This is a genomic window from Qipengyuania sp. SM2507, assembly GCF_053714505.1.
Window position 1 is genome coordinate 2415019 of the sequence record NZ_CM132307.1, and the last position, 21383, is coordinate 2436401.

Here is a 21383-nt window from a genome sequence, read left to right on the forward strand (position 1 = left end):
CAGTCACGAAATTAGGCGGCCCGTCCTCGAAGAACGGACCGCCTGCCAAGGGGCTTAGACCTGTCAGGAGGGATCAGGCAGCCTGCTCGGCAATCTCGTTATCGCCTTTATCTTCGCTGGTGAGTCCTTCTTCAACATGGTCCAGAACCTCAGCGGTACCGAACCGCATGATCGCGGGAATCCATGCTTGGGCCCGGTCCTTGACATCCGTGTCGCCAATGAAGTTGCCCGAGAAGATGCGCTCGGCAGCGCTTGCCAATTCAATCTTCTTAGACCCGGCATACCGGCTCACCAGTTCGGGGCCGCCTGCTGCATCTAGCGCTTCGAGCGTGCGTGCCTTGGCTACGCGGTCGAAATAGTTCGCCGCCGTGGGACGCCACCAGTGTGCGGTCTCGATTTCGAGCAGAGACCCAAGCATTTCATGCAGCGGCACAGAACGTTCGCCCTCGCAGGCCAGGCTGGCGATAAGCGTGCGGGAGACAACGTGGCCAAGCCACGCCGAGCGAGCGTCGTCCGACAGAGCGCGAAACCTTTCAAACCGTTCGACATCATTCTCGCCCGATCGCCAGCTCTCGTCGAGTGATCCAGCAAACTCAGCCAGCGCAGCACTTGCCGGGGCATCCTTTGCTTCGAACCCTGTAACCGGGCCGGAAGCCACCGAACCGATAAGCGTCGATGCCTTCTTCGCACGCCAGTCGTGTCCGTCAGCATCGGCAAGAGTGAAGATCATGAAGTCGAGCGCAAGTGCCGGATCATTGGCCAGATGGATCGCAAGGATATCGCGGCGCTGCATGGCAAGCTCATCGAGTAGGCGCTGCGAAAGCGCTCCGCCCTTTGGCGCTACCGTTTCACTTTCCGAGACCGCTTCAAGCGCACCTTCGTCTTCAGAAACAATCTCGGTCTCGGTGTAGAACTGCGGCACCAATGCCGGGTCCCCATTGCGCGAAAGGACGAGGAAGGCTCCTGCTTCAGCCTTCAGTTCATCAGCAAGCACCGGAGGCCGGTCATTGAGCGCGCGCATGGCACGGTCAATCACCACCAATTCCTGCTCGGCCTTTGCTACCTCTTCCTCGTCGCTATCCTCATCTTCGAGAATGGCGGCCACGCGGTCGTAGTCGGCTTCGAGTTCGCCGAGTTTCTGGGCTTCTTCCCCGGTCATTGGCGCGGGCTCGCATGGCAAGCGATTGAGGCCTTCGACGAGGTCATGGCTGACATAATTGCCAAGAGTAGGCCGCACCCAGGCAAGGCCATATTCCTGCGCCGTCTTCGACGCTGCTTGCTCCATGGCCTTGTGGGCAAGGTCCTCAAGCAGGGCTACATCGATCCAGCTTTCACTGGCATCATCGTCGAAGAGTTCGCGCTCGATACGGCCACCTGCCGCAAGATAGGCATCGCGCCCCACGAGAATGGCACGCGGGTCGGAGCCTCGCACAGTGGCATCGAGCACCATCCGGCGGATCGTGTCAGGCGTGATCTGATACCAGGCGTCTTGCAATTCGGCATAGACATGGGCTTGGCGCTCGACATCTGAGATTGCGCCATAGGCCTTGGCCATGTCGAGCGTGATCGTGCCTTCCGCGAGAGCTTCGAAAACGCAGGGTGCGAGACCAGCTAGGCGCAGGCGCCCCTCAACAAAGCGGACGGTGAGACCAAACCGACGGGCGACGTCTTCAGGTGTTGCTCCTGCCTCTATAATCGCGGCAAAAGCCTGCGCCTCGTCGGCCGGATTCATTGCAAGACGCTGAAAGTTCTCGGCGAGACTGACTTCGCGCACTTCGCTTTCCTCGCCTTCGATAACCAGGCAGGTCACTTCATGGCTTTCGGGCAATGTGCCTTCTTCGGCGAGCGCCTGGAGCGCTGCGAGGCGGCGACCTCCAGCTTCGACTTCGAACCTTCCGCGTTTGCCTTTGCGCACAACAAGGTTTTGCAGCAGGCCGCGCGCTGCGATGTCTGCTCTTAATTGGAGGTCGGCAAGAACATCGCTCGACTTGCGAACGTTGCGCGGGCTGGGGACGAGCTTCTTCAATGCAATAGACTGGATCATGGGTTTTCTCCTGATGGGATGAAGGCGCATGTGACGATCACAAGGCCCACAAGCCCAAAGGGCTCTCTCCACTCTCATCTTTTGGTCCGGACCCATCCACGGGATCAGGCTGCCAGTGCAGGCAGGACGGACGACGCCTTAGAGACCGGCACGAACAGCCGTGTGCGATACCTGATGATCTCGGTGAAGCAGCCCTTGGTCTTGTACCAGTCGAGCCGATCCGGCGCGTAGCCAGTGAGTTCGAGCCGTTGCTCGCCTCCGACCAGCGAGCGTTTGACCGTGAGAGCGTCATGACTTGCGAGTGGCTGCGGAGTCCCGCTTGCAAGAACGAGCTTCCCGAGTTCGTCAGGTGCGGGGCCGGTTACCGCGACTAGGCCAAAGGTTTCGGCGATCTTCGCCAGGTCGATGTCGAGGACTTCCCGGCCGATGATCGACTGGCCGTCTTCAGCAACGAGCCGGGTGACGCGAACATGATCGCCCGGTAAGCGTTTCCACACTGGTAGCAAGAGTCCGGTAGCAAGATGGACCCGCTCGGTGACGGGTGAGTTCGCGGCCTGCTCTTCTTCGGTTCGCCAAGCTTTCGCGAACTCGGTCACGCCGATCTCTTCCCACAGGCTTTCACGGAGCGCGTCACACGTCCAGTTGGCCGATTTAAGCGGGCGCAGGAGCCGCCGGCGTTCAATCACAGCGCCATCGTCCGCAAAGAACCGCCGGGCTGGAACCGAGAGTGCAATTTTGCCTGAGCGCGCATTGCGCAAGGGGATGGCATGCCGGGTTCCTATTTCGTGCATCCGGACGAGACGCTTAAAACGCAAGGGGCGAAGGTGCCGCTTCACTTCGAGCGAAACGAGGCGGGTTTCTGCGCCAGTGACAGGATCGGCACGCAGAAGTTCATCCCCAAGGACTTCGAAACTGTCAACGCGAACTGTTTCCAGACCGAGATCGAGGGATCCGGCTTCGCGAGCGGCCTCAATTCGCGCTTCGACCAGTCCCAGATATTCATCGAAGATGGCGTTCTGAAGCGCAATCGGCAGCGCGAGGATACGGTTTAGCCAACGCTGGACGGTCGGCAGGTTGTCAGTCAGCCCGCCATCGGGATTCTCGAGACGGAGACCGGTGCGTAGGGCGAAGTCACCGAAGCTCGTGGCCTCGAGCTTTCCGTCATAAAGCAGCTGGAACCAGCGGGTGAGCGCATCGCGGGCATAGTCGCTCTCGAGATTGTCAGCTGGATCGAACAGATTCTGACCCCCGGTTTGACGCTGCCCGCGCGTGAGGGCACCCAGAGCATCGAGTCTGCGCGCGATTGTCGAAATGAAGCGGCGTTCGCCCTTCACATCGGTCGTCACGGGGCGGAAGAGCGGAGACGATACCTGGTTGGTGCGGTTGGTCCGTCCTAGCCCCTGGATCGCGTTGTCAGCACGCCATCCCGGCTCGAGCAGGAAATGCACACGACGTTGCTGGTTCTGGCACCCGAGATCGGCATGGTAGGACCGCCCAGTCCCCCCTGCATCGGAAAAGACAAGGATGCGCTTGGTCCCTTCCATGAAGCTCTGCGCTTCAGCCACGTTGGCGCTCTGGCTTCGCCGTTCGACGCGCTGCTGGTGATCGCGGCCGATAACAAGCCTTCGGGTCCTCCCTGTGACCTCGGCTACGGCTTCGGTCCCGAAATGCTCGATGATCGCATCGAGCGCGGTCGCAATTGGCGGCAAAGCACAAAGCTGTTCAACGAGAGCATCGCGCGCTGCAATAGCGCGCGCGCAAATGACGGGGTTGCCCTCGTCATCGCTCATCGCTTCTGACCGCAGATTGCCGTCCTCGTCGGTGAAGACCTGCATTAGGCGTACGGGAAAGCTCTTGGCGAGATAGTCGATGACATATTCACGCGGGGACAAGTCAATATCGAGCGCTTCGCGTTCGTCGTCAGAAAGGTCGGCGAGACGCCGGTCAAGCATGGCCTCTGACGTTGAAACCAGCTGCACGACCACCGAATTCTCCTCGCCAAGCGCTTCTTCCATGGCTGGGATAAGGCTCGGCAGTTTCATCGATAGCAGGAGCTGTGCAAAGAAGCGCTGCTTCGTGCCTTCAAATATCGAAAGTGCAGCAGCTTTTGCGTTGCGGTTCAGCGTATCGCCGCTGTCCTCGTCGACCACCCGCGTTGCCTCGAGCGCCGCTTCGAGGTTGCGGTGAATGATTGCCCAAGCCTCGGCATAGGCGTCATAGATTCGCTCCTGTGCTTCGGTCAGCTTGTGCTCGAGAATATCGTACTCGACCCCGGCGAAGGACAGCGCGCGGGCAAGATAGAGGCCCTGGGCCTTGAGATCGCGGGCTACGAGTTCCATCGCTGCGACCCCGCCAGCACGGATGTCGGTAATGAACGCCTCGTGGGTCGGGAATGCGGTTTCCGGTCCCCACAAGCCAAGCCGGGCGGTGTAACCAAGATTGGCGATATCCGATGCACCGGTGGCCGAGGCATAGAGAACGCGGGCGCGCGGCAGATTGTTCTGTAGCCGGAGGCCCGCCATACCCTGCTCTGAGCCCTTGAGCTTACCGCGCGTGCTCGATGAGCCGAGGGCGTTTGCCATGGCATGCGCCTCGTCAAAGGCAATCACACCGGCAAATTCCGCGGCCGCCCAAGCGAGGATCTGGTCAAGCCGGGTATCTTCGGCGCGTCCTGACCGCAGCGTCGGGTAAGTTACGAAGAGAATACCCTCAGGCATCGTAACGGGCTGTCCGATTTTCCAGCGCGAAAGCGGCTGGATGTCGAGCGCCATCCCACCAAGCGCCTCCCAGTCGCGGCGAGCGTCCTCAAGCAATGCTTCATTCTTTGTGATCCAGATATGGCGGCGCGCGCCCGAGAGCCATCGGTCCATGATAATGCCGGCGATCTGCCGTCCCTTGCCCGCTCCGGTCCCATCGCCGAGGAAAAAGCCTTGGCGGTAGGAGCTGCCGTCCTCGGTGAGCTCAAGCATGGTGCCTTCCTGGCTCGGCCGGAATTGACCTGGCAGGTCGCGCGCAAACGCCTGCGCAGCATAGATGAGTGTCTCGCATTGCGCTTCGGACAGCAGGCAGTCTGTCTGCCAGTTTGCAGGAAGAAGCGGGCGCGCTTCGGGAATCGGGGCCGTGACCGATCCCATAGCGACCGATTCAACGAGAGGTGTCGGATGCGCCGGAGCATTGGCAAACCTAATGCGGCTGGGGCGATAGGGGAGATAGATGCCTGTTTGCTCGGGCACCGGTGCGGACTCGGTGAGCGCGGAATAGCCTAGTTCGGCCACGTCGGTTGCGGAGCTTCGTTCCGAAGCAAACGGCGCCGACGGCCTAATCGCTGGGATATTCTTTGGTACTTTGGCTTGCGAGCGCAACGAGCTGCGCATCCCCGGATGGTGGACGCTTGCGGAACTCGGCGCGCGAGGTGGGAGTGTTGTGAGAAGGTGATCGAGTTGGACAAGGTTTGCCGTATCGCCTGTGATCGCTGAAACCGCAGAGCTCGGAATTTTGTCGAACACGACCATCCGCACGGCGATTCCCGTGCCCGTTCGGGAAAACATCTGCTGCAAGCTGACATCGAGACAGAGCGAGGTATCGCTTTCTGCATCGCGAAAGCGCGATGCGTTGAAGCTTTCGGGCATGATCGCGACGATCCTGCCGCCGGTAGCACAAGTCCGGATCGCGCTGCGCAGATGACGGTGAGCAGAAGCGCCATCTTGGCCGCGCTCCTGGCTGCGGGCAAAAGGAGGGTTCATCAGCACTACGGAGGGGGCCGGACCGCGATGCAAATCGGCGATCAGCTCGCCATCGTGTGCGGTTATTTGAGCCTCTGGAAAGATATGCCTCAAATTGTTCCGCCTGGCGAAATCGATCTCGTTGAGCTGCAAAGATGCCTGATGAGCACTCATCCAAATCGCGATTGCACCATTACCGGAAGATGGCTCGAGCATGGAGTCTTGCGGAGAAATGACAGCGGCCTTGGCCATTAGCCAGGCCAGCATCGGCGGAGTTGAAAACTGCTGGAGTTCAACCTGAGCTTCGCTTCGAACATGCCGGGGCGGCAGTGCTGCGTCGAGCCAGTCGAAGCGCGCTTCCGCTTCGCGCATGCGTGTCGTCAGGTCGATCCGCGAATGATCGCGCAACCAGAGCAGTGCTCCAATCTCGGCGGCGTTGTTATAGTCGTCAATTGTCCATGCGCTTCCCCAGTCCTGCACTCCGGTCTTTTGTGAGAACAGGGCCGAGATATCGGCTCGCGTGAGATGACGACCAGATGCGAGATGTTCGCCAATTTTGGCGCCAATGGTGTATGTCAGCGGAATTGAATGCAGTTGCTGGTTTTCGGAAAATAGGTCTGAGTGAAACATGGCAAATCGTCCTCCTGGTTGAGGCATCGGGACATGCGCCCTCTGCCGGATCAGAAATTCAAAAAGCCTTCTCTCCTCTCAACGCGCCGTCTTACGGCGCAGCCATGCCAGTAGTTCGTCGTTCCAATCGGTATCACTTGAGCGAGGTTTGCGGACCTGGATCGTCCGACCATCCCGGGCGTAAGCAGCGAGGCCACGTGTGGCAGCAAGCTCGCCGCCAGCGTCATTGTCCACAAACAGATGAAGCTCGGTGACGCTCTCAGGAATGGTCACGAGACCAAACCGCTCGTTGCCCAGTGTAGCCCAGCACGGAATGCCGGTAAGCGCATAGGCTGACATCGCGCTTTCTATTCCCTCGGCAAGTCCAAGCCTGCCAGCAGCCGGTGCAAAGAGGCGGACAGCAGCTTCGCCGAGAGAACCCAGCGCGCGTTTCGGTTTGTCGAAGGCAGCTTTCGCAGGGGACTGCTGCGACAGGAACGTGCGGTGGATGGCAATTGGCCCCTCATCGAGACTGACCGCTGCAATCATTGCTGGAAGGAAGCGCGTGCGACCCTTGGGCCCAAGCGGTGTTCGAGGATGGAAGCGAAGCGCCGGGGATGCAGCCAAAAGTCCGCGACTTTCGAGATAGGCCTTTGCGGGACTGGCACGCAACGGATCGGCTTCGCGCCAGATTCTCAGCGCTGCTGCTGACGGCTTGCGAGACCTGTTTGGCTCGGAATGATCGGTATTCTTCGAGCCTGTAAATAATGTGGCCGCGCCGAAACCTTCGCCTGCCAGAGCGGAAAGCACGGCCTGCTGATCGCAGCCAGCAAAGCAATGGAAGAGTATAGCGTGTCGCCCGAGCGACACGCCAAGCGAGGGCGTGCGATCATCATGCGCAGGACAGCAGGCCATGCCCTTTGTTCCCGACCATTTTCCCCCGCGTGATTCGCAAATGTTGCGAGCGGTCTCGGCAAGGGATGAAGTGGGATGAGTTTGGACATAGAGAGACATGCGAGCTCCTCAGCTTGCGAAGTGGCCCCTTCAACACGCCTCCTCTCCTCTTCTTAGGTTAGCATCTGCCGCTTTCCTACAGGCGTATGTTCTATGTATGTTCCATTTCGATTCGAAGCAATGGAGCAATGAACGAGATGACTGCCCCCAAACGTTTGACGAGACTAGCGATTGCCTTTGCGGGCTTGATCGTGATTGCGTTTCACCCAGCAAGTGCTCAGGAGTTCAGCCTCTTCGAACATGCCATCATGCAACCGAAAGGCGAGGAAGTGTCCGTCAGGCAGCACCTCCCTGCAGTCTATAAAAGTAATCGAGCAGATGTTTCCTACCGGGAAGGTTTGTACATGGCAGCGATCGCCGAGGCTGAACGCCAATACGGCCTGCCAACCAACTTGCTGCGCGCTCTGATTTGGACCGAGTCGCGCTTCAATCCAATGGCTGTCAGTCCGGCGGGTGCGGCCGGACTTGCCCAACTCATGCCTGGCACTGCGCGGGAACTGGGTGTTCGAAATCGACATGATCCCATCGCTTCGATCAACGGCGGCGCGCGCTATCTGCGCGATATGTTAAAACGCTTCGAAGCGGTCCACCTGGCTTTGGCCGCTTATAATGCCGGTCCGGGTGCTGTGTCCCGATCACAGGGTATTCCGAAAAACGGTGAAACACCGCAGTACGTCAGAACAGTGTTGGCAAGATGGCGCGCAATTGGCACATACAATTGAAGAAACGGCCTGATTTATGGCTATTGTCTGAGGGGAATTGCATAGTGAGCTCGGACGGCGCCAGTGAGTGAAGCACCTGGTGAGCCGTTCGACTTTCGCAAAGCTTTGAAAGCAAAAAAGCGCCGCAAGTTGCGTAGGGAGATTATGTTGGGCTTTGGGGCATTCTCAGTAATACTCGCGGCAGGGATGCTGGCGCTGAACTGGCCAGTCGGGAACGAGAGAGTTGCAGACGTCGAGCAACAGCCCCAGACGCTATTTCAACAAGCAAGCTCTCCACAATTTGCGATATGCGGCACGGTCAGGCGGACATGTGTCGTCGATGGCGATACTTTTTGGCTTGATGGGAACAAGATCCGCATCGCTGACATCGACACTCCAGAAATCAGCCAGCCTAGATGCGACTACGAATATGAGCTTGGAATGCGAGCGACATATCGATTGGTCGATCTGCTCAATGTTGGGCCCTTCGAGCTCAGGACCATCGGAAACCGGGATAAAGACCAGTACGGGCGCAAACTGCGGGTCGTGATCCGCGATGGTCGGTCACTCGGCGATCAGCTGGTCAGCGAAGGATTAGCGCGGACCTGGACTGGGAGACGCGAACCTTGGTGCTGAACCGCGACCAAGAACTTTGGGCTGTCGCGCTGTGGGTTGAAAAGAACCACGGTGCAGCAGGCCCTGCTTACATGGCAGAGCAAGTTAAACGATTGGCAAACGAGGGCGATGAGGCAGGCGTAGAAACCTGGAAAGCAATCGCGGGCCGTTTCGATCAGCTCAATTGCCAGAACGCCACAAACTGAGGCCTTGTAGCGATGCGCAAATGGCTTGCAGATCTGGGAGTCAGGATTGAGTTCGGTTTGCTCGCGTCAGTGTCACTGCTCGGGTTGCTCCTGAGCCTCAAGTCCTGTTTTGGCTGATTAGCATTGCAATTTATTTGCTCAGCCTTTTGCAAATTTGGCCTTTATGACCTTTCCGCCTGACCGGAGTTCGTCGAGGTAGTCGCTCCACCACTGGGCCATACGCACCCGCTCGTCCCAGTGCTTACCCCGGTGGTAGATGCCGCGCACGACATTGCTATCGCCATGTGCCAGTGCGCGCTCGATCGCGTCCGGATTCCAGAGCCCGGACTCGTTCAGAAATGTCGATGCGGTTGCCCTCAAGCCGTGCGCAGTAACTTCCTCCTTAGAGTAACCCATCCTGCGGAATGCTGCGTTTAGGGAGTTCTCGCTCATCGGGCGCTGCGAGGTGCGTGCCGAGGGAAACACGTAGCCATCCTGGCCCAGCAATTCAGCGAGGTCGGTTAGATAGACGATGACTTGCGTCGAAAGCGGAACCGCGTGCGTGCGCCGCGCTTTCATCTTGCCTGCCGGGATTTTCCAAACCCGGTCTACTAGATCGATCTCGCGCCATTCGGCATGTCGCAGTTCACCCGGGCGAACAAAGACATGAGGCGCGATCTGCAACGCGAACCTTGTGATCAGATGGCCGGTGTAGTCGTCTATCGCACGTAAAAGCCCACCAAGCTCCTTGGGCTCGAGGATCGCTGCGTAATGCGTAGCCCGCGGCGTGATCAAAGCACCCTTGAGCATGCTCGTCGGATCGGATTTGCACCGGGTCGTGGCGACGCCATAACGAAAGACCCTGCCTGCAAAGGAGCGAGTCTTCTTTGCAGTCTCGTGCTTCCCACTGGCTTCCAGACGCTTGAGCGGAGCAAGAACCTCAAACGGCTCAATCTCATGAATTGGTCGGTTGCCGATGGCCGGCGCAAGCTGATCGAGGAAGTAATTTGCCTTGATGATCGTTCCTTCGGCACGGCCATTCTGCACCATCATCTGTTCGATGTATTCGCGGGCAACGGCTTCGAAGGTCTGGGCAGACAGGAACTCCTCGCGGATCTTTTTCTTCCGTTTGTCGAAGGCAGGATCCCCGCCTGATGCAACAGTCTGCCTTGCTTCGTAGGTCGCGTCACGCGCCTCTTTCAGGCTGACCTCCGGGTAGCTCCCGATTACGAGCTTCTTCTCGAGCTTGCCGAGCCGGTATCGAAATCGCCAGTGTTTGCCACCGGCTGGGGTAACCTCAATATAAAGGCCTCGCTGGTCAGCGACCTTGTAAGGTTTGTCTTTCGTCTTGAGAGCGCGGAGCCGCGTTTCGGTCAGAGGCATTTGCGGGCCTTTTCCAAATGTGGTTTTCGCAAAGGCCCGCAAAAGGCCCGCAAAAATGTCTGGAACCCCCGAGAACAAACGGGACGATCCGGAACTACCAAAGGGCCAAATCCCTAGGGTTTCTGCGGGTTTTATAGATTATCTGGGAGAACAAGAGAAGAACAAATGGTGCCCAGAAGAGGACTCGAACCTCCACGACCTTGCGATCGCCAGCACCTGAAGCTGGTGCGTCTACCAATTCCGCCATCTGGGCACGTTTGCGGCAATCCGGTCGTCTTGGTCCGGTGCCGTCGGTAGGCGCGGGCCACTAGCGAAGGCGGGGGACCCTTGTCAATCGACTTCGCGTCGCCCTCCCCCAACCTGCCCCCAGCCGTCCACGAGCGCGGAACGCTTGCGAGCGCGGCGTGCTTGCGGCTAGGGCGGCGGGGCAAACGAACGAAGGACGAGCATGACGAGCAAAAGCGCGTTGAACGGTAAACTCGTAGTACTGATGGGCGGGAGCGGCTTCATCGGCAATTACGTGGCGCAGGCGATGCTCGCGCGCGGCGCGCGGCTGCGGATCGCCAGTCGCCACCCGGAGCGCGCGTTCAATCTCAAACCGCTCGCCAATCTCGGCCAGATCCAGTTTGCGCGCTGCGATGTCACCGACCGCCACAGCGTCGACAATGTCATCGCCGGGGCCGATGCGGTGGTCAATCTGGTCGGCGCCTTCGACGGCAATCTGCGCCAGATCATGGGCGAGAGTGCGGGCTGGATGGCCGAGGCCGCCGCCGCAACCGGCGCCACCAGCTTCGTCCATGTCAGCGCCATCGCCGAGCAGCCCGATGGCGCGCCCGAAATCGAATACGCCGCCGCCAAGAAGCTTGGCGAGGATCGCGTGCGCGAGGCCTTCCCGCAGGCGACGATCCTGCGACCCTCGATCCTGTTCGGCAAGGACGACGCCTTCCTCTCGATGTTCGCGCAGATGATCCGCTTCGTGCCGGTGCTGCCGGTGTTCGGCCCCGAGGCCGAGCTGCAGCTGGTCTATGTCGACGACGTCGCCGAAGCGGTCGCGGTGGCGCTCGAGGATCCCGGCCAGCACGGCGGCCAGATCTTCGAGCTGGGTGGCCCCGAGCGGCTGACCATGATGGAGATCAACCGCCGGATCGCCGCCGCGCAGCGGCGCAAGCGCACCTTCCTGGCGATGCCCGATGCGGTCTCGGGCGCCTTCGCCGCGCTCCCCGGCACGCCGATGGGCAGCGATCAGTGGGAATTGCTCAAACAGGGCAGCGTGGTCTCGGGCAAGCAGCCCGGCTTCGAGCAGCTCGGGATCACACCCAAGCCGCTGGACCTGTTCCTCGACAAATGGATGGTGCGCTATCGCCGCCAGGGGCGCTTTTCCGACCGCGCCGCCTCCTGACCATCGCGCCCGGCGTCAGGCCTTGCCCGCGGGGTCCTGGTCGATAATCAGCCCGACAGGCTCGACCAGCAGCTCCGACCCGTCGCTGCCGGTGATCCGCACCCGCTCGCCTACCGCCATGTCCGGGCCGCGCGCGATCCATTCGCTGTCGCCGACCTTTATCCGCCCGCTGCCCGAGACCAGCGCCTGCGTGACCAGCGCGGTCTGGCCGGTCAGCCGCCCGCCGCGATTGTTGAGCAGCGGATCCGAGCTGACGATCGGACGGTCGCGCAGCATCCGCCGCGCGGAGAAGGCGAAGATCAGCGAGAGGAAAATGAAGCTGGTGACCTGAACGGCGAGCGAAGGCAGCGCGACCAGCGTGATCACCCCGGTCGCCAGCGCGGCCATCGCCAGCCACATCAGATATACCCCCGGCACGACCATCTCGAGCCCCGCCAGGATCAGCCCCGCAGCGAACCAGAACCAATGGGCCTCGATCCCGTCCACTTGGCCCTCAGCCCTGCGAGGGGTCGTTGGAGGAAGGCACGCTCGCGCGGCGTACCGGCTGCGGGCGTTGCGGGCGCGGCTGGGGTATCGGGGTCCCGGTATCGACCGTGCCCTGATTGTCGCCGAATGTGCCGCGCACCAGCTCGCCGATCCCGCCCAGCGAGCCGATCAGCTGGGTCGCCTCGACCGGGAACAGGATGGTCTTGGCGTTGGGGCTGTCGGCGAATTTGCCGATCGCCTTGGTGTATTCCTGCGCGACGAAATAATTGATCGCCTGGTTGCCCGACTGGGCGATGGCATCGGAAACCAGCTCGGTCGCCTTGGCCTCGGCCTGCGCCGCACGCTCGCGCGCCTCGGCGTCGCGGAAGGCCGCCTCGCGCTTGCCCTCGGCCTTGAGGATCGCAGACTGCTTGTCGCCCTCGGCGCGCAGGATGCTCGACGCGCGGTCGCCCTCGGCCTCGAGGATTTCGGCGCGCTTCAAACGCTCGGCCTTCATCTGCCGCGCCATCGCCTCGGAGATGTCGAGCGGCGGGCGGATGTCCTTGATCTCGACGCGGGTGATCTTGACTCCCCAGGGCGAGGTCGCGTGATCGACCACCGAGAGCAGCCGCGCGTTGATCTCGTCGCGCTTGGACAGCGTCTCGTCGAGATCCATGCTGCCCATCACCGTGCGCAGATTGGTCGTGGTGAGCGCCATGATCGCCTGGTAGAGATTGGAGACTTCATAGGCGGCCTTGCCCGCATCGAGCACCTGGAAGAAGACCACCGCATCGACCCCGACCATGGCGTTGTCGGCGGTGATGATTTCCTGACCGGGGATGTCGAGCACTTGCTCCATCACATTGACCTTGCGCCCGACGCGATCGATCAGCGGGATGATCAGGTGGAGGCCCGGCTCGGCCGCGATGGTGTATTTGCCCAGCCGTTCGATGGTGTAGACGTAGCCCTGTTTGACGACCGTGACCGCCATCACCAGGAAGATGAACAGCACCAGCACCGCCAGCGCCATAAAAATCAGACCACCCATCGCATTCGCTCTCCTTGTTGAAGGCGAGCCTACCCCATCGCGCGCCTCGGGCATAATCGAAAACGTTTCGGCCTGATGGACAAGTCCTGCGCGTCGCGGCAGGGTGGCAACCGAGAGGCGACCGGACACCGGCGCCCGGGGAGAGGGTGACATGCGAAATCTGGGATACGCCGCTCTGGCGATGCTCGCGCTGGCGGGCTGCGGCGACATGCTATCGCAGGAAAGCGACGGCGGGATCGACGCCATCAGCCTCGTCAATGCGGGCGACGACTGGGCCAATTGGATCACCCACGGGCGCACCTATTCCGAACAGCGCTTCTCGCCGCTCGACCAGGTGAACCGCGACAATGTGGGCGAGCTGGGTCTCGCCTGGTTCGCCGATATGGACACCGCGCGCGGGCAGGAGGCCACACCGCTGGTGATGGATGGCAAGCTCTACGTCACCACCGCCTGGAGCAAAGTAAAAGCCTACGACGCGGCGACGGGCGAACCCCTGTGGGAGTATGATCCCGAGGTGCCCGGCGAAACCGCGGTCAAGGCCTGCTGCGACGTGGTCAATCGCGGGCTTGCCGCCTGGGGCGACCGGTTGTTCCTGGGCACGCTCGACGGGCGGCTGGTCGCGCTCGACCGCGACACCGGGGCGGTCGAATGGGAGAAGGTCACCGTCGATCAGGACCAGTCCTACACCATCACCGGCGCGCCGCGCGTGATCGATGGCAAGGTGCTGATCGGCAATGGCGGCGCCGAATTCGGCGTGCGCGGCTATATCGCCGCCTATGACGCGGCCGATGGCGCGGAACTGTGGCGCTTCTACACCGTGCCCGAAGGCGACGAGGACGAGGATTCCGAGGCGCCCGAATATCTCAAAGCCGCCGCCGCCACCTGGAGCGGCGATGTGCTCGGCAGCGATACCGGAATCGGCGGTGGCGGTACGGTATGGGATTCGATGGCCTACGACCCCGAACTCGACCTGCTCTACATCGGCGTCGGCAATGGCAGCCCGTGGAACCGCGCCTATCGCAGCCCCGGTCCCGATGGCCGCGGCGAGGGCGACAATCTCTATCTCTCCAGCATCGTCGCGATCCGCCCAGATACCGGCGAATATGTCTGGCACTACCAGACGACGCCGGGCGAAACCTGGGACTACACCGCCACCCAGCACATCATCCTCGCGGATATCGCAATCGATGGCGAGGAGCGGCAGGTGCTGATGCAGGCGCCCAAGAACGGCTTCTTCTACGTGCTCGACCGCGCGACCGGCGAATTCATCTCCGCCAAGGCCTATATCCCGCAGAACTGGGCTTCGGGGATCGATGCCGAGGGGCGTCCGATCCAGAACGAGGCGGCGCGGATCGATGTGACCGGCAAGCCCGCGATGGTCATGCCCGGCCCGCTGGGCGGCCACAATTGGCACCCGATGGCCTGGCACCCCGGCGAAGGGCTGGTCTATATCCCGGCGTTCGAGGCGGCGACGATCTACGCCCCCGAGGCCAACTGGAAGCCCGACCGCGCGCGCGGCTTCAACGTCGGCTTCGATCTGGGCGCGGGCGATCTGCCGCCCGATCTGGGCATCCGCCGCGAGGTCTATGGCACGGTCAAGGGCAAGCTGCTCGCCTGGGACCCGGTCAAACAGGAGGCGCGCTGGGAGGTGGAATTCCCCGGTCCGTGGAACGGCGGCCTGCTCGCCACCGGCGGGGGCCTCGTGTTCCAGGGCAATTCCTCGAGCGAATTCAGCGCCTATGACGCCGCCGACGGCAGCAAGCTGTGGAGCTTTGCGGCGCAGACCGGGATCGTCGCTCCGCCGATCACCTATACCGTTGCAGGCGAGCAATATGTCGCGGTGCTTGCCGGCTGGGGCGGCGCCTATTCCATTTCCGCCGATGGCGGGCTGATCGACGATCAGGGCCCGGTGCGCAACATCAGCCGGCTGCTGGTGTTCAAGCTGGGCGCCGACGGCGCGCTGCCCGAGATGCCCGAGCTAGCCAGCCTGCCGCTCGATCCGCCGCCCAGCCGCGCCAGCGCCGCCACCATTGCCGAGGGCGGCAAGCATTATGCCCGCTATTGCGCGGTGTGCCACGCGCCCGCCGCAGTGGGCTCGACCGTGCTGCCCGATCTGCGGCGCAGCGGCACGCTGTCGAACCGGGACGCCTTCCTCGCGGTGGTCCACGACGGCGTACTGTCGAGAAACGGCATGGCCAGCTTCGCGCAATCGCTGACCAAGGAACAGATCGACGCGATCCGCGCCTACATCATCTTCCGCGCCAACCAGGACAAGGCGATGGAAGCGGAAACGGCGAAAAGCGAACGGGTGGCGGCGCGCTAGCCCCCAAATTTCGGGCTTAGGCCTGCGCGCCGCCCCGCGTCAGCCGAGCCGGGCGGTGTAGAGCGCCAGCAGGTTAGCCCAGGCCCGCTCGGCCTGCGTCCGGTCGTAGGCCGGGGAATCAGGCACGGTCCAGCCGTGGTCGGCGGGATAGACCTCGACCTCGGCGCTGACGTTCGCCGCCTGCGCGGTCTGGCGCAGCACCGTCTTGACCTCGGGGCCTTCCGCATCGTCGTCCTGCGAAATGGCGAAGATATAGCCGGTCTCGGGGGTGCCCTCGAGCAGCGCATGCGGGCTCATGGGATTGTCCTCGACGACCAGACCGCCGCCGTGGAAGCTCGCCGCCGCCTCGACCCGCGAAGGCACAGCCGCTGCGGTCCACACCGTGAACGGTCCGCCCATGCAATAACCCTGCGTGCCGATGCCGCGCGCGGTATCGACGCTGGCCTGCCGGTCGAGCCAGCCGACGATCGCGCGCGCATCGCGCATGATCGGTTCGGCGGTGAGCTTGCCCCGCCACGGGCCGACCTTGCCGAAACCGCCGCCTGCGCGGAAAGCGGCGAAATCCTCGAACTGCTCGCCAGCGACATCGCGGTAATAGGGATTGACCACCAGCACCGCATAGCCGCGCTCGGCCAGCCGCCGCGCCATCATCCGGAAGGCGTCGCGCAGGCCAGCGATATCCGGCCAGACCACCACCGCCGGATGGCGACCGCTGGCGGGGTGGACGAAGAAGGCATCGGCCTGGCCATCGGGGGTCGCGATCGTCACCGAGCTTTCGGCCAGCCCGCCGCCGCCCAGCGCGGCATCGCCGACGCCGCCGTCCATCCCGGTGCAGGCGGCGAGCGCCGCGGAGCCGCTCAGCACGGCGAATTGCCGCCTGTTGAAGCGCGGCAGGTTGCGTCCGTCGAATTCACCGTCCTTGCACATCGTCACTCTCCTCGTGTTGTCGTCAGCCTTTAGCGTCGGCCCCTATCTCCGGCCACTATCTCCGGCTTAGGGCACCCTCGCTCTGCGCCATCAGCTTGGCGATGATGTCGGCCACCGGTTCTTCTTCCTTGAGCATCCCGACCGACTGGCCCGCCATCAGGCTGCCGTTCTCGACATCGCCATCGATCACCGCGCGGCGCAAGGCGCCGGCCCAGTAATGCTCGATCTGCAATTGCGCCTCGCCCATCGCGATTTCCTCGCGGTCGAGCGTGCCGGCGACTTCGCGCTGCTTGTCGGTGAAGGCCTCGCTGCCCTTGTTCTTGAGCGCGCGCACCGAGATCACCGGGAGCCGCGGATCGAGCTGGACGCTGGCCACGGCATCGCGCGCATTGGCGCGGAAGAAGGCCTTCTTGAAATTGGGATGCGCGATGCTCTCGGTGGCGCAGGCGAAGCGCGTGCCCAGCTGGACCCCGGCCGCGCCCATTTCCAGATAGCCCGCGATCGCCTGCCCGCGCCCGATCCCGCCGGCGACGAAAACCACGTGGTCTTCGGCCAGCTCGGGGAGCATTTCCTGCGCCAGCACGCTGGTCGAGACCGGGCCGATATGGCCGCCCGCCTCCATCCCCTCGATCACCAGCGCATCGCCGCCCGAGCGCAGCAACTTCTTGGCCAGCGCCAGCGTCGGCGCAAAGACGATGACCTTGGCGGGGTTCTTGCCACCCTTGATCGCCTCGACGCTGCCCTTGGGCGGGATCCCGCCCGCGAGCACGATGTGGCCCACGCCGTGGCGTTCACAAACCTCGATGAGGTCGAACAACCCGGGGTGCATGGTGATGAGGTTGACGCCGAAGGGCTTGTCGGTGCGCTTTTTCGTCTCGGCGATCTCGGTGTCGAGCAGCTCGGGGGTCATCGCGCCGCAGGCGATCACGCCGAAGCCGCCGGCGTTGGAGATGGCGGCAACGAGATTGCGCTCGGACACCCAGCTCATCGCCCCGCACATGATGGCGTATTCGGTGCCAAGGAATTCTGCGCCGCGCTGCATCAACCGGTTGGTTCTGGGAAAGTCGTTCATGCTGCGCGCACTTAAGGGCGCACGCGGCACGGGGCAAGTGCATGCCGGATCAGCGCGCCGCTGCCCAGCTTGCGTGCTGTCGCCGAGTCAGCTCCACCAGGTCGCCCATGACCACCGGCATGTCGAGCAGGTGCAGCCCCCAGTCATCGAGCCGCATCCCGCCCGCGAATACATCGCCGGTGATGTCATCGACGCGCCGGTCGACCGGATCGCCGCGGACTGTCACCGCGAGATAGTTCGCGCCGTCCCGATTGGCGCAGCTCGCCTCAATCAGTCCCGGCACCGAAACGAAATTGGTCGTCGGCAGCGGCTCGCCCACGACCCATTCGGTCATCGGCCTGCTCGCGGTGCCGACCCCTTCGGTCGAGAAGATCGCATCGGCCTCTGCGCCCTTGCCGAGCAGTGCGGCGGGGTTGACGCAGAGCGTTTGCATCCCGGCATTTTGCGCCCGCCCGAAACGGCTTCCGGCGGGCGGCGGTACATTGTCGCGGAAGGTGACGTAGGTCACCACGCAGCCGTGCTGCTCGGCGCTGGCGCAAGGCGGCATCCAAGCGAAGTCGCCCACCGCCGGGTCGTTCGCCGAGCGCTCGACATTGGTGCCAATGAGCAGGGCCGAAACTACCTTGGCGCGCTCCTCCGCCGAAGTCATCGTCTTGAGCAATTGGCCGAGCATCCCGCTGCCTTGGCTGTGTCCGATCAGCACCACCCCGCGCCCGTCGTTGTCGTTGGCGAGGTAGCTCTTCCACGCGGCCTGCACGTCGCCAAAGCCAAGCGCCCGGTCGGGAACCGGCTCGGTGCCGCCGGCCATCAGGTTGCGCAATGCGGTCAGCGTGACCTGGCGGTAGAGCGGCGCGAACACCCGGCAATGTTTGCGGAACCTCGCGGCCTGCGCGTGCGCCACCGATAGCTCTTCGGCACCTGCGATCATGTCGCTGTTGCCGCCCGGATCGTTCGAAACGGTCGGGTAAACATAGAAGCAATCGAACGCACGGTCCGCATCGGGCACCAGCGGTTCGGCGCGCATCGCGCCGTTCGCCTCGATCACCGTGAGCGATTGGTCGGTGGCGCAGGCGTCGATCCGATCCGGCTTGCACAACCAAGCGGTATCCTGCGAATAATCGGGGGCTTGGCTCTCATCAGCCAAGGCTGGCGCGGCCGTGAGCGCGAGCACCGCAGCGGACATCCATGCGAGTTTCATCATACCTCTCCTCCTGCTGATTAGAGGATGCGGTATGCCGCGGCGACAGTAAAGCGCAATTTCACCGGACGCGCGGGCACGCTGCATTCGCGCCGGCTCTTGCCCGCGCCCGCCGATCTGTTTCAGCTAAAAGCCCGTCGCTTTTCCGGTACCGGGCCGCCTCATGAACGTGATGATGTTCGGTGGATGGCTTCAGTCGCCGTAGACGATTCGCACCCGTCCCGCCGCAGCACAGGCCTTGCGGCGGGCGGTGTCGATATCGCCAGCCGCCGCCAGCGCGACGCCCATCCGGCGGTAGGGGCGCGCCTCGGGCTTGCCGAAGATGCGGATGTCCGCGCCCTCGGCCATCGCCTCCGCCAGTGATTCATAGCGCAGGCTCGCGCTGTCGCGCTCGGCCAGGATGACCGCCGAGGCCGCGGGGCGCGCACGGATCGATTCGGGGATCGGCAGCCCCATCACCGCTCGGGCGTGGAGATCGAATTCGGAGAGGTTCTGGCTCAGCAGCGTTACCATCCCGGTGTCGTGCGGGCGCGGCGAAAGTTCGGAGAAAATCACCTCCTCGCCCTTCACGAAGAACTCGACGCCATAGAGCCCGTAGCCGCCAAGCTCCTCGACCACCGCGCGCGCCATCTCCTGCGCGCGGACTATGGTGGCGTCGGCCATGGGCGCAGGCTGCCAGCTTTCGCGATAATCGCCGCGCTCCTGCCGGTGGCCGATCGGCGGACAGAAGCTCACCCCGTCCTTGTGGCGCACGGTCAGCAGCGTGATCTCGTAGTCGAAATCGACGAACTGCTCGACGATCACCCGGGCACGATCGCCGCGCATATTGGCGACCGCGTAATCCCACGCCGCCTCGAGCCCCGCCTCGTCCTGCACCGTGGTCTGGCCCTTGCCCGAGGACGACATGACCGGCTTGACCACGCAAGGGAAACCGGTGTGCTCGGCTGCAGTGCGAACCTCCTTGAGGTTCTTGGCGTAAAGATAGCGCGAGGTCGCCAGCCCCAGTTGCTGCGCGGCGAGATCGCGGATCGCATCGCGGTTCATCGTCAGCTGCGCGGCGCGCGCCGACGGCACCACGGTGAAGCCTTCGGCTTCCAGTTCGGCCAGCACCTCGGTGCGGATCGCCTCGACCTCGGGAACGATATAATCGGGCCGGTGCCGCAAGGCCGCCTCGCGCAGCTTCTCGCCGTCGAGCATCGAGAACACCTCGCGCGCATCGGCCATCTGCATCGCGGGCGCGTCGTCATAGGCGTCGCAGGCGATCACATAAGCGCCCAGCCGCTTGGCCGAGATCACGAATTCGCGCCCCAGCTCGCCCGAGCCGAGCAGGAGGATTTTGGCGGTGTGGCTCATCGCGTTACCCTCAGGCCGCCTCATCCGGCGCATCCAGCCCGTAGGCGGTGTGCAGCACGCGCACCGCGAGCTCGGTCTCGTCCTCGTCGATCATCACGCTGACCTTGATCTCGCTGGTGGTGATCGCCTGGATGTTGATCCCGCGATCGGCGAGCGACCGGAACATCGTCGCCGCGACACCCGCGTGGCTCTTCATGCCGACGCCGACCACCGAGATCTTGGCGATCTTGCTGTCGGTGATGATGCGGTTGAAGCCGATTTCTTCGCGGCGGTCCTCGAGCAGCGCCTGCGCGCGCGCCAGATCGGACTGCGGCACGGTGAAGGTGACATCGGTCTCGCCCTTGTCGCGGCCGACGTTCTGGATGATCATGTCGACATTGATGCTCGCCTTGGCGAGCGGGTCGAAGATATGCGCCACCGAGCCGGGCCGGTCGGGGACGCGGGTGAGGATGATCTTGGCTTCGTTCTTGTCGTGCGCGATGCCGGTCACGTGCTGGCGTTCCATTTCGCCCTTCTCCACCAATGCGTTCATTTCTTCTTCCGAGACGATCATCGTCCCGGGGTAATCGTCGGCCGAGGCCGCATCGTCGTCGACGAAGCTGGAGAGCACCTGGACGCGGACATTCTCCTTCATCGCCAGCCCGACCGAGCGGGTCTGGAGCACCTTGGCCCCGACGCTCGCCAGCTCGAGCATTTCCTCGTAGGTCACCGCGCGCAGCTTGCGCGCCTTGGCGACGATCCGCGGATCGGTGGTGTAGACGCCATCGACATCGGTGTAGATGTCGCAGCGGTCGGCCTGCACCGCCGCGGCCACCGCCACCGCCGAGGTGTCCGAGCCGCCGCGCCCCATGGTGGTGATGCGGTTGTGGTCGGAAACCCCCTGGAAACCGGGGATGACCGCGATCTCGCCGCGCTCCATCGCCGCGATCAGCCCCTCGCCATCGATGCTCTCGACCCGCGCGCTGGCGTGGCTTTCGATGGTCTTCAGCGGCAATTGCCAGCCCAGCCAGCTGCGCGCCGGGCAGCCGATCGACTGCAGCGTCAGCGCCAGCAGACCGGCGGTCACCTGTTCGCCGCTGGCGACCACGACATCGTATTCCGCGGGATCGTAAAGCGCGTTGGCCTCGCGGCAGAAATTGATCAGCCGGTCGGTCTCGCCCGCCATCGCGGAAACCACTACCGCGACCTGGTTGCCGCCCGCGGCCTGCTTGCGCACGATATTGGCGACCCGGCGGATCCGCTCGGTCCCCGCCATCGACGTGCCGCCGAATTTCATCACGATCCGTGCCAAGCGCGCACCTCTTGCTGGTAAGCTTCGTTGCGCG

The 21383-nt window shown here is 63.0% G+C and carries 16 protein-coding genes and 1 tRNA gene; 5 read left to right on the top strand and 12 right to left on the bottom strand.

Translation table 11 applies throughout. The features are described 5' to 3' along the window. Positions 1–73 precede the first annotated feature (73 nt). The 3 genes from ACWIKC_RS11780 to ACWIKC_RS11790 form a co-directional block, all read right to left on the bottom strand. Positions 74–2044: a ParB/RepB/Spo0J family partition protein gene (locus ACWIKC_RS11780; RefSeq protein WP_454597688.1), complete on the bottom strand. Its 1971-nt coding sequence runs from the start codon at positions 2042–2044 to the stop codon at positions 74–76. A gap of 104 nt (positions 2045–2148) precedes the next feature. Next, entirely contained in the window at positions 2149–6396 is a 4248-nt protein-coding gene (locus tag ACWIKC_RS11785) for a strawberry notch-like NTP hydrolase domain-containing protein (protein ID WP_454597689.1), read from the bottom strand. A 78-nt stretch (positions 6397–6474) separates the two neighbouring features. After that, on the bottom strand, positions 6475–7389 hold the full coding sequence (locus ACWIKC_RS11790) for a DUF7146 domain-containing protein (RefSeq protein WP_454597690.1): 915 nt from the start codon (positions 7387–7389) through the stop codon (positions 6475–6477). Positions 7390–7526: 137 nt separating this feature from the next. Here ACWIKC_RS11790 and ACWIKC_RS11795 point away from each other — a divergent pair, with 137 nt between their 5' ends. The 3 genes from ACWIKC_RS11795 to ACWIKC_RS11805 all read left to right on the top strand — a co-directional run bounded on the left by ACWIKC_RS11795 (position 7527) and on the right by ACWIKC_RS11805 (position 8911). Then, positions 7527–8111 carry a lytic transglycosylase domain-containing protein gene (locus ACWIKC_RS11795; protein WP_454599493.1) on the top strand — a complete coding sequence of 195 codons (585 nt, stop codon included), beginning with the start codon at positions 7527–7529 and terminating at the stop codon, positions 8109–8111. 63 nt (positions 8112–8174) lie between these two features. After that, positions 8175–8726, top strand: coding sequence for a thermonuclease family protein (locus ACWIKC_RS11800; protein ID WP_454597691.1), 552 nt, complete (start codon positions 8175–8177; stop codon positions 8724–8726). After that, complete coding sequence (locus ACWIKC_RS11805) at positions 8720–8911, top strand: DUF6961 family protein (protein ID WP_454597692.1); 192 nt, start codon at positions 8720–8722, stop codon at positions 8909–8911. Before ACWIKC_RS11800 ends, ACWIKC_RS11805 begins: the two co-directional genes overlap by 7 nt. Positions 8912–9049: 138 nt before the next feature. Here ACWIKC_RS11805 and ACWIKC_RS11810 read toward each other — a convergent pair whose 3' ends face one another. Together ACWIKC_RS11810 and ACWIKC_RS11815 are read right to left on the bottom strand one after the other, a co-directional pair. After that, positions 9050–10273 (bottom strand): tyrosine-type recombinase/integrase, encoded by a 1224-nt coding sequence (locus ACWIKC_RS11810; RefSeq protein ID WP_454597693.1) that lies wholly within the window; start codon positions 10271–10273, stop codon positions 9050–9052. A 166-nt stretch (positions 10274–10439) separates the two neighbouring features. Further along, positions 10440–10526: transfer RNA gene (locus ACWIKC_RS11815), tRNA-Leu, on the bottom strand. A 195-nt stretch (positions 10527–10721) separates the two neighbouring features. Here ACWIKC_RS11815 and ACWIKC_RS11820 point away from each other — a divergent pair. Then, a complete protein-coding gene (locus ACWIKC_RS11820; RefSeq protein ID WP_454597694.1) occupies positions 10722–11672 on the top strand; it encodes a complex I NDUFA9 subunit family protein in 951 nt (316 codons plus the stop codon). 15 nt (positions 11673–11687) lie between these two features. On the opposite strand, the gene ACWIKC_RS11825 is transcribed toward ACWIKC_RS11820, so the two are convergent. Both ACWIKC_RS11825 and ACWIKC_RS11830 read right to left on the bottom strand, forming a co-directional pair. Further along, positions 11688–12158, bottom strand: a complete 471-nt coding sequence (locus ACWIKC_RS11825) for an NfeD family protein (protein ID WP_454597695.1) — start codon at positions 12156–12158, stop codon at positions 11688–11690. A gap of 7 nt (positions 12159–12165) precedes the next feature. Continuing rightward, positions 12166–13185 (bottom strand): SPFH domain-containing protein, encoded by a 1020-nt coding sequence (locus ACWIKC_RS11830; RefSeq protein ID WP_454597696.1) that lies wholly within the window; start codon positions 13183–13185, stop codon positions 12166–12168. Positions 13186–13366: 181 nt separating this feature from the next. Here ACWIKC_RS11830 and ACWIKC_RS11835 point away from each other — a divergent pair, with 181 nt between their 5' ends. Next, a complete protein-coding gene (locus ACWIKC_RS11835) occupies positions 13367–15508 on the top strand; it encodes a PQQ-dependent dehydrogenase, methanol/ethanol family (protein ID WP_454599494.1) in 2142 nt (713 codons plus the stop codon). Positions 15509–15547: 39 nt separating this feature from the next. Here the strand turns inward: ACWIKC_RS11835 and ACWIKC_RS11840 are convergent, their stop codons facing one another. The 5 genes from ACWIKC_RS11840 to ACWIKC_RS11860 all read right to left on the bottom strand — a co-directional run bounded on the left by ACWIKC_RS11840 (position 15548) and on the right by ACWIKC_RS11860 (position 21349). Further along, positions 15548–16435: a dienelactone hydrolase family protein gene (locus ACWIKC_RS11840; RefSeq protein WP_454597697.1), complete on the bottom strand. Its 888-nt coding sequence runs from the start codon at positions 16433–16435 to the stop codon at positions 15548–15550. Between the two features lie 55 nt (positions 16436–16490). Further along, positions 16491–17507 (bottom strand): NAD(P)H-dependent flavin oxidoreductase, encoded by a 1017-nt coding sequence (locus tag ACWIKC_RS11845; protein WP_454597698.1) that lies wholly within the window; start codon positions 17505–17507, stop codon positions 16491–16493. Between the two features lie 49 nt (positions 17508–17556). Beyond that, a complete protein-coding gene (locus ACWIKC_RS11850; protein ID WP_454597699.1) occupies positions 17557–18708 on the bottom strand; it encodes a DUF3089 domain-containing protein in 1152 nt (383 codons plus the stop codon). A 189-nt stretch (positions 18709–18897) separates the two neighbouring features. Continuing rightward, positions 18898–20058, bottom strand: coding sequence for a formate-dependent phosphoribosylglycinamide formyltransferase (gene purT, locus ACWIKC_RS11855; RefSeq protein WP_454597700.1), 1161 nt, complete (start codon positions 20056–20058; stop codon positions 18898–18900). 10 nt (positions 20059–20068) lie between these two features. Next, positions 20069–21349, bottom strand: a complete 1281-nt coding sequence (locus ACWIKC_RS11860; protein WP_454597701.1) for an aspartate kinase — start codon at positions 21347–21349, stop codon at positions 20069–20071. Between the last annotated feature and the right edge of the window lie 34 nt (positions 21350–21383).